Genomic DNA, 11,774 nt, shown 5'->3' with positions numbered 1-11,774 from the left:
TCTCAGGTCAAACGCTCGAGCAACTGCTGCATTGCCTTGCCGCGGTGACTGATGGCGTTCTTGTCGGCTTTGCTGAGTTCCGCGGCGCTGCAATCGTGTTCGGCAACGTAAAACAGCGGATCGTAGCCAAAACCGCCCTGCCCGCTGATCTTGTGGAGAATCTGCCCTTCCCAGCTGCCCTGGCAAATCACCGGTGTTGGGTCTTCGGCGTGACGCATGTACACCAGTACGCATTGGAAGCGCGCACTGCGCTCATGTTGAGCCAGTCCCTGCAGGCTGTTGAGCAGTTTCTGATTGTTGGCGCTATCCTTCTGATCGCCCTCTTCTCCGGCGAAACGGGAGGAATAGATACCGGGTTTCCCCATTAGCGCATCCACTTCCAGACCCGAGTCGTCGGCCAGTGCCGGCAGGCCGGTAGCGCGACAGGCGTGACGGGCCTTGAGAATGGCGTTCTCGACAAAGCTCAGGCCGGTTTCCTCGGCATCGCTGACGTTCAATTCGGATTGTGGGATTACGTCAAAACCGACGTCGGCCAGCAGCGACCGAAACTCTTTCAGTTTGCCGGCATTTCCGCTGGCCAGCACGATGCGCTGGGTCTGTGGGGTCTGATCTGTCATGTGGGGCAGCTGCTCCGGGGGTTGAGCGGTTCAGGTGATGATCCGAGCGAGTCTATTGATGATCCGAACGAGTCTATTCAGGAATCGTTTTCAGGGTCAGTCTTTATACAGCTTCTTGCTGAATTTAATCGGATAGGTCTTGCCGTCGTGGGTGACCTCAATATTGAAGTGCACGACTTCGTCATTGTTGCTGACGCGGATAGGCGCCAGATAGTAGACCGCATCGTGTTCCTTGATTTCAATGAATTCCAGTGTCCTCTGCTGCTGCATCAGGTTGGCGATGGAGCCGCTGACCTCGGCGGCCAGCCCTTTGCTGTTGCCGCCGTCCGTGCTTTTGATCAGTGCGATATTCAACAGGGATTGTCCCTTGCCGCGGGTAAGATTGTAGGCGCTGGCTACTTCCGGCTGTAAGAAGGTGCTGTTGAAGACGGTATGCAACACCTTGTAGTCACCGAAGGTGGTGAACTGGGAGTCGGCAGCGGCCAGATTGCTGCCCAACAGCAGGCAACACAGCAAGCTAAAACGGGCCAGCAGGCGGCTGGATTCCGGGGTGCGGGATGAGCAGATCATGTGGTGTCTCCTGATGCTGTCTACAGTGGTTGTCTTAGTTTAGCTTGCTATCTTTGGTCTGGCTTCGAACCGGCTTCGAACTGGCTCAGAGATGACGTCCGAAATGATTGGGACGCCTTTCCCGGAGCTTCAGCTTCTTCAGCTACCGATGCTTGCGCAGGTGATAGATGGCGGTTTCGCCAAACAGGTTGGGGCGCAAATCCTTCAGAAAGCGACTGAAGGGCCTCTCGGCCACCACCTGACGCTTGAGGATCTCGATATCCAGCTCGTGGCAGAGAAACTCAAAATCGTCAAAGGTGCAAAAGTGGATGTTGGGGGTGTCGTACCACTGATACGGCAGCAGGTCGGACACCGGCATGCGACCGTTGCAGAACAGGTGCCAGCGCGCCTTCCAATGACCAAAATTGGGGAAAGTGACAATGCACTCCTTCCCTACCCGCAGCATTTCTTCCAGTACTTTATGCGGTGCGTACATGGTTTGCAGTGCCTGGGTCATGACCACGCTGTCGAAGCTTTGATCGGCAAAGTTGTCGAGGCCGCGGTCCAGGTTCTGCTCGATCACATTCAGACCTTTACCAATGCAGGTGGTGATCTGTTCGGCGTCGATTTCGAGGCCGTAGCCGGTCACCTGCTTGTGGTCGCGCAGGTTTTGCAGCAGCGTGCCGTCGCCGCAGCCGAGATCCAGTACCCGGCTACCGGGTTCAATCCACGCTTGAATCACATCCAGATCAATACGCAGGGCATCGGGCGGCATACCGCTGGCGGCTGTGGCCGTATTTGAGAGTGTTGCTGAGGCTGAATTAGCGGAGTCTGAGTAGCTCATTAGTTGGTGCTCACTCCTTTCATATATTCCGTAAACAGGCGGTAGTAGCGATCGATGGGCAGCAAAAAGGCATCGTGGCCGTAAGCCGATTCCACTTCCGCGTAGCTGACCGCCTTGTCGGCACCGATCAGCGCATCGACGATTTCCCGCGAGCGCTCGGGGGCAAAGCGCCAGTCCGAGGTAAAGGACACCACCAGAAATCGACACTTGGCGTGACTGAACGCCTTGATCGGGTCGTCGCCGTACTCGCGGGCAAGATCGAAGTAATCCAGTGCTTTTGTCATCAAGATGTAGGTATTTGCATCGAACGAGCTGGAAAATGCATCACCCTGATAGCGCAAATAGCTCTCAATCTGGAATTCCACCGGTTCATCCAGACCCTGTTGGAAGCTGCCGGAGCGAAACTCACGGCCGAACTTCTGCCCCATGCCGTCGTCGGACAGGTAGGTGATGTGGCCAATCATTCGCGCTACCGACAGACCGTCCTTGGGGTAGGTCTCGTGTACCTGATAATCCCCCTCGTGGTACTTGGGGTCGGACATGATGGCCTGACGTGCAGTCTCGTTGAAGGCGATGTTCTGCGTGGTCAGGTTCATGGCTGAAGCGATCAGCACGCAGTGACGCACCCGATCCGGATATTCCAGTGCCCAGCGCATGGCCTGCATACCCCCGAGGCTGCCGCCGACGATGGCGGCCCATTGCTCAATGCCCAGGCGATCGGCCATGCGAGCCTGGGAGTGAACCCAGTCGCGCACCCGCAAGTTGGGGAAGTCCTTACCCCAGGGCTGGCCGGTTTCCGGGTTGATGGAGCGCGGTCCGGTCGAGCCGTGGCAGCCGCCCAGATTGTTGAGTGCGACGACAAAAAAGCGGTTGGTGTCGATGGGCTTGCCGGGGCCAATGTAGCTGTCCCACCAGCCGGGCTTGCGATCATCCTCGCTGTGGTAACCGGCGGCGTGGTGGTGGCCGGACAGGGCGTGACAGATAAGTACCGCATTGGATTTTTGCGCATTCAGCTCGCCGTAGGTCTCAATCACCAGATCGTAGGCGTCGAGCGTGCGGCCACTGGCCAGCTCCAGAGGCTGATCAAAATGCAGGGTTTGCGGTGTGACCACTCCGACAGAATCGTTGGCAAAGGGTGCGGGCATTGTATCTCTGGTTTCCTTGGGGTCTGGCGCGCAAGTCTAAAGTTGCCCCAGCCTGTCTGCAAGGGCTGGTTATTCGCTAGAAAGGGCTAAAAAAGGGCGCGCGTAAACCCGATAGCATATACCCGAACGCCGTTGGGGGATAGCCATCACAGGGTTTGGGGATAGCTATACAGGGGGGTGGAGATATAACCGTGGGGACCTTCAGAAATAGCGGTGTCTTCTTCAGTGAGACTGGTTTGATCCGCTATCAAGCAGTGCTCACCAGAGCCGCAGAGGCTTGCGCCGTCATGGATTTTCGGGTGCGGTGGGGCGGGGGTGCATCCTGCAGTAGCTGCGGAGGGCGGCAGGGTTGCAGGTCGAGGATACGTTCCAGTTCGGCAAGGCTTTCCCGCTGCTGTGTAATTTGAGTGCCCAGCGTTTGCAGACGCTGGGTCTGGCTACTCTGCTGCTGATTGAGGTGGGTAATGTGCAGCATTTGCTGATCGAGCAGGCTCTTCTGGTAGTGAGTTTCGTGGCTGAGGGGAGCCAGAGCCTCTTGCTTCCAGTGGTCGATGGCGGTGTTCAGGTCGGTGTTCATCGCCCGAACTTCCTGCACCAGGGAGTTGATAAAGCGGCCAATCACGCGCTGCTTGATGTTAAAAATATTGCCTAAAGAGCGTCGGAACTGCTGTGCCTGATGCTCCAGCTGACGCAGTCGCTGCATGTGGTTGCGCAATTGAAAACAATGGCTGCTGGCGTCTTCAGGGCTGCAGGAGTGGTTCTGGGCGCGCTCATAGATAGAGAGCAGGGTGGTGTTGGCTGTCCGGGTCTCTTTTTCGACGCGGCTCATGCGCTGTCGCAATTGCTGGAAAAAATCGTCGACGGCTTTGCTCAGCCCTACAAACGACCAGCTTTTCACCATGTCCTGGTGGGTGCTGCCAATCAGGCCTTCCAGCTGGAAGGAGGTGATGGGCGCGCGCAGCTGCTGGCAGTGTTGATCGATCTGGCGTTGATAGGTGCGCAAATCCAGTTGTTGACGGTGATACTGCTGGTGTTGCTTGCGGATGTCCCTGCGCAGAGACTGAACCTGGGCGTCGAATTGAGCGGGGCGATGCAGCTGTTGTTGCAGGCTTTCCAGTTCGCGATCGGCGCGAAACAGCTGGCTCTTGAGGTTGCTGCGGGTCGATTTGACGATGCGGGCGGCGTCGCTGAGGATGCGCTGGCCCGCCAGTTGCTGTTGATTGTGAGACAGCTGTTGAATCAGCAGGGCTTCCAGTTGCGGCAGGTTGCTGCGCTGTAGCAGGTCCTGATCCCGGCGGGCCTGAGCCAGCAGACCCTGTTTCGCCGAAATCGCGACCACGTTTTCTATCGGCTGTGACAGCATGCGCGCGGTCTGCTCGCGCAGGTCGTGAATGTTCTGTGCCACCGAGTCGGCTGACTCCAGATCGTCCCACAGTGCATCCACTTTATTGAGCAGCGCGATGGAGCTGTGTTGACCCTGCGCCGCCCGCAGTCCTTTCAGGTGATCCTGCCAGATGGTGACATCGCTGTAGCTCAGGCCGGAATCCGCCGCCAGCAGAAAGATGACGGCGTCGGCCTGCTGCAGGGTGCCCAGTGTCAGTTCAGGCTCATTGCCCAGTGCGTTCAGGCCCGGCGTGTCGAGAATGCGCAGGCCGTGGCGCAACAGCGGGTGGTCGAGATTGATCAGGGCGTGGCGCCAGCGGGGCACTTCCAGCAGTCCGTCCTGATTGGCACTCAGTTGTTGGGGATCAAAGCCCATCGCGCGGGCGTCACTGGCATCCACCAGTTTGACCTGAGAGATCGCGTTCATCGCGCGCTCGACGGATTCCGGATGCGCCACATCAAAAGGCAGAGTCACCCAGTTTTTTGGGATGCGCTTAAAGCTGTTCAGGCTGGTGGTGGTGCGGCGGGTTTCGATGGGCAGCAGTCGCACGTAGCCGGGGCCGCTGTGGTCGTCGGTCGGGGTGCCGGGGGTGTAGAAGATTTCGGTGGGGCACATGGTGGTGCGACCCGGTTTCGATGGCAGCAGTCGCTGGCCGTATTCGGTAAACAGCAGGGCGTTAATCAGCTCGGTTTTGCCGCGTGAAAACTCGCCGACACAGGCCACCGTAAAACTGCTGTTATCCAGCAGTGTCAGCGCTTGCTGCAAGCAGTGACGAGCTGCCTGGCTTTGGTTCTGGTGGTCGTTAAACCACTGCTGACTCTGGCGCAGTTGTTGACTGAAAATGTCTTTCCAGCGGGCGAACTCTGCCATGTGTTGATAGAAGGATGTAGCATCCATACGGTTTTGTGGCCCCAAGTCTTGTCAATGCTGTTGTTATTATTGTGTGTTGTCGCGGACGTTTGCAGACCGTTTTTTAACTGAGTCTGCCAACCAGATGGCCAGGCGCTTCTTTGGCGGCTGTGCGGTCTGGCACTGAAATCCTGAAACAACGATTCCTCATTAAAGCGGAAATAAGGCGGCTTTGGAAGGGTGGGGCGTGTGGGCAGGGGTAAAAGGCAACGCCGGTTCGTACAAAAAATAAGGCTTTAGTACGAGGTTGAGGGCTGTGCGTGCTCAGGGCTGTCGCTCACAGGCTGCGGCGTTAGCCTGTGAGTGTTGCACAGCAGTTCGAGAGGATTGCGACTGTGTGCAGTCAGATCCCCATAACCAGTTGTCGGGCAACGCCGCCCATGCCTGCTGCCGCAGCCAGGTATTTGATCAGGATCTGCACCACATTCAGGGCGAGAAAGGCGAAGATGGGTGAGATATCAATGCCGCCCATATCCGGCAACAGTTTGCGAAACGGCGCCATCACCGGCTCCACCAGCTGACGCACCAGCAGCAGGGCCGGATTGTCGCTCTGCGGCGCAATCCAGCTGGTAATCACCATGATCAGCAAACCCCAGAAAAAGATGTTGGCGGTCAGAGCCAGCAAGCCCACCGCGGACCACATCAGGGCGTAGAGGGGATTGATGATATTGCCGATGATGATCAGTGCGCAGACTTCGATGATCAAAAACTGCACGATCAAAGCCAGCAGCAGACCGGCTAAATCAATGCCCATGACGCCGGGAACAATGCGACGAATGGGGATCAGCAACGGGTTAGTGGCTTTCACAATAAACTGCGAAATGGGGTTGTAGAAATCCGCTCGCGCCAGTTGCAGCAAAAAGCGCAACATGATGACCAGTAGGTACAGCGACCCCAGAGTTTGTACGATTAAGGTGCCGATCTCCTGCATGGGCCCCATGGTTTTCTCCTTTTAAGTGTTAATGCTTCTGGCTCAAGTGCACTTCATCAAGTACATCTCAGCCCGAGTTTGCGTGAGGGGCGAAATTACTTGGCGCCCAGTTCCCTGGCCATTTCCCGAGAGCGCTCGGCACAGGTATCCATAGCCTTGGCAACCACATCGCGCAGTTGGCTCTCTTCGAAAGACTGAATGGCCTTCTCGGTGGTGCCATTGGGGGAGGACACCCGACGACGCAGTTCAATCACATCCACATCGCTGTCCTTGGCCAGCTTGGCGGCACCCAGCGCGGTTTGCAGGGTCAGCTCGGTGGCGTTTTCGCGACTCAGTCCCTGAGCGACACCGGCGTCGATCATGGCTTCCATCATCAGGAAGTAATACGCGGGGCCACTGCCGGACACGGCGATAACGGAGTCAATCAGGTCTTCGCTGGCGGTCCACTGGACGATGCCCACCGCTTCCATGATGTCCTGAGCGATGGTTTTTTGCTCGTCGCTGGTACGCTCGTTGGCGTACAGACCGCTGGCACCGGTCTGTACCAGCGCCGGAGTGTTGGGCATGCAGCGCACGATGGCCAGATCATTGCCCAGCCAGGCGTCCAGGCTGCGGATGTCGATGCCGGCGGCAATAGAGATGATCAGCGGTTTGTGCGCCAGATGAGGCCGCAGGGCAGTACACACCTGCTCCATAACCTGAGGCTTTACTGCCAGCAGAATCACGTCGGAGCGCTCCGCTGCCTGGGCGTTGTCGCTGGTAGTGACGACCGGGAAGTTATCGGCCAGCTTGTCCAGTGTGGGCTGATAGGTATCGGTGGCGGTGATTTGACCCGCGCCGTAACCTTTCTGGACCAGTCCGCCGATGATGCTGCTGGCCATGTTGCCCGCGCCGATAAAAGAGATTTTTGTGTCTGTCACGTGATCTTCCTGCGTTGATGTTCAGTGTGTTCGATAACCGCTGTTAACCGCCAAGGGTCCTTTATTCGTAAGGTACTCTTTATTCGTAAGGTACTCTTTGTTCACATAAACCAAGGCCGCTGTCAGGGCGGTGTTGGCCGTTTGCCAAAAATATCCGTGCCGATTCGCACCAGGGTCGAGCCGGCGGCAATGGCCGCTTCCAGATCACCGGACATGCCCATGGAAAGAGTGTCCAGGTGGGGGTGGTGTCGACGGATCTCCGGGTTTGATTGTAGTCGTTTCAGGGTGTTGGCCAATGGCAGCAGTGCCTGTTGTTGCTGCTCAAAATCGTCTCGGGGTGCGGGAATGGCCATAAAGCCCCGTACACAGATATGGGGCAGATCACTCAGGCTTTCAAGCAGATCGTCCAGATCATCCAGTAAAACGCCGGATTTTGTCGGTTCGCTATCCACATTGACCTGCAGGCACAGATTGATCGGAGGCAGCTGCTGAGGGCGCTGGTCATTGAGCCGCACGGCGATTTTGGCGCGATCCACACTGTGAACCCAGTCAAAGTTTTCGGCGATGGCGCGTGTTTTATTGGATTGTACAGGACCAATAAAGTGCCATTCGATGGTTAAATCCTTAAGCTGTTGCTGTTTCTCCAGCGCTTCTTGCAGGTAGTTTTCCCCAAAACACCGCTGCCCCGCCAAATAGGCTTCACGAATATCGCTGGCGGGCTTGGTTTTACTGACGGCAAGTAATCGTGCGCCATCGGCCGGGCGCCCGCAGGCGCTCAGTGCGCTGGCTATGCGATCGTTGACTTGTGCTAGGTGGGTAGGAATCTTAGGCATATACTTGGTACATTATGGGTCTGACTTGGGGTGGACGCTCGATCAGTTCGGGACTGTTTGCAGTATCAGGCAAAAAAAAGCATTTAATAAAGGCTGTTTATGGATATTACGGAACTCTTGGCGTTCAGTGCCAAACAGGGCGCTTCGGATTTACACCTTTCTGCGGGACTGCCACCCATGATTCGGGTCGACGGCGACGTGCGCCGTATTAACCTGCCCGCCATGGAGCACAAACAGGTTCATAGTCTGATCTACGAGATTATGAATGACAAGCAACGCAAGGATTTTGAAGAGTTTCTGGAAACCGATTTCTCCTTTGAAGTGCCCGGTGTGGCGCGTTTCCGGGTCAACGCCTTTAACCAGAACCGCGGTGCCGGTGCGGTGTTCCGGACCATTCCATCGAAAGTTCTGACCATGGAAGAGCTGGGCATGGGGCAGGTGTTCCGCGATATCTGTGCGGTGCCACGGGGGCTGGTACTGGTGACCGGGCCGACCGGTAGTGGTAAATCCACCACCCTGGCGGCGATGATGGATTACATCAACGACCACAAATACGAGCACATCCTCACCATTGAAGACCCCATCGAATTCGTACACGAATCCAAGAAATGCCTGGTGAACCAGCGGGAAGTGCACCGCGACACCCACGGTTTCTCGGAAGCCCTGCGCTCAGCGCTGCGGGAAGATCCGGATATCATCCTCGTGGGTGAGATGCGGGATCTCGAGACCATCCGTCTGGCGCTGACGGCCGCGGAAACCGGCCACCTGGTGTTCGGTACTCTGCACACCACCTCGGCGGCGAAAACCATTGACCGGATTGTGGATGTGTTCCCCGCCAACGAAAAATCCATGGTGCGCTCCATGCTGTCGGAATCCCTGCAAGCGGTAGTTTCCCAGACCCTGCTGAAACGCAACGGCGGTGGTCGGGTAGCGGCTCACGAAATTATGCGGGGTACCTCGGCGATTCGTAACCTGATTCGCGAAGACAAGGTGGCACAGATGTACTCTGCTATTCAGACCGGGGGTTCCCTGGGTATGCAGACCATGGATCAGTGTCTGGCGGATATGGTGGCGCGACGCATCATCAACCGCGATGTGGCTCGTGAGAAGGCCAAGATGCCGGATAACTTCTGATTACAGAAGTGTGAATTAACTGCGGGTTACACCAAAAAGCTACGGGTTAAATTAACAAAGGAATAAGACGATGGATTTTGAACGCCTGCTGGCGCTGATGGTAGAGAAAGGCGCTTCGGACTTGTTTATCACCGCAGGTGTTCCGCCTTCGATGAAACTCAATGGTCGTGTGGTGCCTGTCACCACCACACCGCTGTCACCGGAAAAAGCCCGGGAAACAGTGCTGTCGGTGATGAACGAAAAACAGCGCCACGAATTTCTCGAGAGCAAGGAGCTGAACTTTGCCGTCAGCGCCCGTGGCATCGGTCGTTTCCGTTGCAGCGCCTTCTATCAGCGCAACCTCGCGGGCATGGTGTTGCGTCGTATCGAGACCAACATTCCCAAGATCGATGATCTGGGGTTGCCGGAAGTAATCAAAGAGCTGGCCATGACCAAGCGTGGTCTGATCATCTTTGTGGGGGCCACCGGTACCGGTAAGTCCACTTCGCTGGCGGCGATGATCGGTCACCGCAACCGCAATTCCAAAGGTCACATCATCTCCATCGAAGACCCCATCGAATTTATCCATCAACATCAGGGCTGTATTGTCACCCAGCGGGAAGTGGGCATTGATACCGACTCCTTTGAGGTGGCCCTGAAAAACACCCTGCGGCAGGCGCCGGATGTGATTCTGATTGGTGAGGTTCGCTCGCGGGAAACCATGGAGCACGCCATCGCCTTTGCGGAAACCGGTCACCTGTGTCTCTGTACCCTGCACGCCAACAACGCCAACCAGGCGCTGGATCGCATCATTCACTTCTTCCCGGCGGATCGTCACCGTCAGTTGTGGATGGATTTGTCCCTCAATCTGAAAGCCATTGTCGCCCAGCAGCTTATCCCCACTCCCGACGGTCAGGGGCGCCGCGCCTGTCTGGAAGTGATGCTCAACACCCCGCTGGCGGCGGATCTGATCCGCAAAGGCGACGTGGTAGAGCTGAAAGCGCTGATGACCAAATCGTCCGAGCTGGGCATGCAAACCTTCGATCAGGCGCTGTTCGAACTCTACGATCAGGGCGAGATTACCTACGAAGATGCGCTGTCTTACGCGGATTCCCCGAACGATCTGCGTCTGATGATCAAGCTGGCGTCGGAAACGGACTCGGAGTACCTGTCCAATGCCGCCGATGAGCTGAGCATTCAGGACGATGAGGACGATCGTTCGCGGTTGTTCTAGTTCAAGCTTGTTCTAGTTACGCTTGTTCTAGTTCACGCTCAGATATCTGGCATTTGATATAAACCGCAGAGGCGGACAATCCGCTTCGTCTCTGTCTTGTTTTTGTTTCCCTCGGGTTTTGCATGAGTTTATTAACCCTCCGCGCGGGCGCCAGCGCCTACCGTCAAATTCAGCGCGACGGTCTGTCGCCGGAACACATCAGCAGTGTCTTTGGCGCCTCGGGCGCCGCCAAGTGGCTGGCCATCTATGGGCTCGATCGGGCGATCTTTTCGGAATGGCTGCCAGCGGTAGAAAATCCCATCAATCTGTTCGGCACGTCTGTCGGCGCGTTTAAGCTGGCGGCTGCCTGTCATCGGGATGCGGGGCAGGGGCTGGATGCGCTGGCCCACGCCTACATTCAGCAGAGCTACCCCAAAGGCGTGACCCCCGACGAGATTGAGCGGGAGTTTCGCAAAATTCTCGAGGTGACCATTAACGAGGAGCGGGTTGCCGAGGTGTTGTCGCACCCGACGTTTCGCTTTGGCTGTGGAGCCGTGCGCTGCCACGGCGGGCTGGCCAGTCCCAGTCCGCGGCGGCAGGCGGCTTCCTGCAGCAAGGCGGCGGTGAACAACATGAAGGGTCGGGCGGCGCTGCGCAACAAGCTGGAGCGGGTGGTGTTTCACGATCCGCGAACGACCTTTCCTCTGGCCGTTCACAACGGTGTCGCCAGTGATGGCTACCGCACCGAGGCGGTGGCCTTAAACCCTGCCAATACGGCTCAGGCACTGAAGGCCTCCGGCTCCATTCCAGTGTATATGCACAGCGTGAACGACATCCCTGGCGCTGGTCGCGGCGTCTATCGCGATGGTGGGCTGCTGGATTACCACCCGGTGCCCGGCAGTTTTTGGGGGGAGGAAGACGGGCTGATTCTCTACCCGCACTTTTACCCGGACTGCAAAGTGGGCTGGTTTGACAAGTTTCTGCCCTGGCGCAAGGCCGCGCCGCAGCTGCTGGATAGGGCGGTGATGGTCACTCCCAATCAACATTTCTTCGCCGATACGCGTCTCGGACGGGTGCCGGACCGTCAGGACTTCGCCAAATTTGCCAGCAACGATACCGAGCGCATTCGCTTGTGGCAGGAAGTGGCGGACAAAAGCCATCGTCTGGGTGAAGAGTTCCTGGAAATGGCGTCGTCCGGGGATCTGGCAGCACGGGTGGAGCCGCTCGGCCCGTAGTCGTTTGCCCTCTGTATCTGCAAGCCTGTCTTCTTATCTGTCGTTGGGGCAGAGACGAAATTCGGCGCATTTTTAGGCGCT

General features: G+C 57.2%; 11 protein-coding genes. 3 read left to right on the top strand and 8 right to left on the bottom strand.

Translation table 11 applies throughout. From position 1 onward, the window contains the following. Nucleotides 1-2: 2 nt before the first annotated feature. The 8 genes from rdgB to ACTG33_RS00215 form a co-directional block, all read right to left on the bottom strand. Complete coding sequence (gene rdgB / locus ACTG33_RS00250; RefSeq protein WP_439133149.1) at nucleotides 3-617, bottom strand: RdgB/HAM1 family non-canonical purine NTP pyrophosphatase; 615 nt, start codon at nucleotides 615-617, stop codon at nucleotides 3-5. A gap of 96 nt (nucleotides 618-713) precedes the next feature. Then, nucleotides 714-1,187: a DUF4426 domain-containing protein gene (locus ACTG33_RS00245; RefSeq protein ID WP_439133148.1), complete on the bottom strand. Its 474-nt coding sequence runs from the start codon at nucleotides 1,185-1,187 to the stop codon at nucleotides 714-716. Between the two features lie 142 nt (nucleotides 1,188-1,329). Then, nucleotides 1,330-1,926, bottom strand: coding sequence for a methionine biosynthesis protein MetW (gene metW / locus ACTG33_RS00240; RefSeq protein WP_439133166.1), 597 nt, complete (start codon nucleotides 1,924-1,926; stop codon nucleotides 1,330-1,332). 83 nt (nucleotides 1,927-2,009) lie between these two features. Further along, nucleotides 2,010-3,155, bottom strand: a complete 1,146-nt coding sequence (metX, locus tag ACTG33_RS00235) for a homoserine O-succinyltransferase MetX (protein ID WP_439133147.1) — start codon at nucleotides 3,153-3,155, stop codon at nucleotides 2,010-2,012. Between the two features lie 247 nt (nucleotides 3,156-3,402). After that, nucleotides 3,403-5,436: a dynamin family protein gene (locus ACTG33_RS00230; RefSeq protein WP_439133146.1), complete on the bottom strand. Its 2,034-nt coding sequence runs from the start codon at nucleotides 5,434-5,436 to the stop codon at nucleotides 3,403-3,405. 355 nt (nucleotides 5,437-5,791) lie between these two features. After that, entirely contained in the window at nucleotides 5,792-6,388 is a 597-nt protein-coding gene (locus ACTG33_RS00225) for a YggT family protein (RefSeq protein WP_439133145.1), read from the bottom strand. A gap of 86 nt (nucleotides 6,389-6,474) precedes the next feature. Beyond that, nucleotides 6,475-7,299, bottom strand: coding sequence for a pyrroline-5-carboxylate reductase (proC, locus tag ACTG33_RS00220; protein ID WP_439133144.1), 825 nt, complete (start codon nucleotides 7,297-7,299; stop codon nucleotides 6,475-6,477). Nucleotides 7,300-7,421: 122 nt separating this feature from the next. Beyond that, nucleotides 7,422-8,132 carry a YggS family pyridoxal phosphate-dependent enzyme gene (locus tag ACTG33_RS00215; RefSeq protein WP_439133143.1) on the bottom strand — a complete coding sequence of 237 codons (711 nt, stop codon included), beginning with the start codon at nucleotides 8,130-8,132 and terminating at the stop codon, nucleotides 7,422-7,424. 99 nt (nucleotides 8,133-8,231) lie between these two features. On the opposite strand from ACTG33_RS00215, the gene ACTG33_RS00210 reads away from it, so the two are divergent. The 3 genes from ACTG33_RS00210 (at nucleotide 8,232) to ACTG33_RS00200 (ending at nucleotide 11,693) form a co-directional block, all read left to right on the top strand. Beyond that, nucleotides 8,232-9,266 carry a type IV pilus twitching motility protein PilT gene (locus ACTG33_RS00210; RefSeq protein ID WP_439133142.1) on the top strand — a complete coding sequence of 345 codons (1,035 nt, stop codon included), beginning with the start codon at nucleotides 8,232-8,234 and terminating at the stop codon, nucleotides 9,264-9,266. Between the two features lie 70 nt (nucleotides 9,267-9,336). Then, the gene (locus tag ACTG33_RS00205; protein WP_439133141.1) at nucleotides 9,337-10,479 is read left to right on the top strand and encodes a PilT/PilU family type 4a pilus ATPase; all 1,143 of its coding nucleotides are present in this window, start codon (nucleotides 9,337-9,339) and stop codon (nucleotides 10,477-10,479) included. Nucleotides 10,480-10,601: 122 nt separating this feature from the next. Continuing rightward, nucleotides 10,602-11,693, top strand: a complete 1,092-nt coding sequence (locus ACTG33_RS00200) for a hypothetical protein (protein WP_439133140.1) — start codon at nucleotides 10,602-10,604, stop codon at nucleotides 11,691-11,693. Nucleotides 11,694-11,774: the final 81 nt, after the last annotated feature.

The organism is Pseudomaricurvus sp. (assembly GCF_965662505.1).
In the GTDB taxonomy this organism is placed as follows: Bacteria; Pseudomonadota; Gammaproteobacteria; order Pseudomonadales; family Cellvibrionaceae; genus Pseudomaricurvus.
This window is presented reverse-complemented; position numbering and strand designations above follow the sequence as displayed.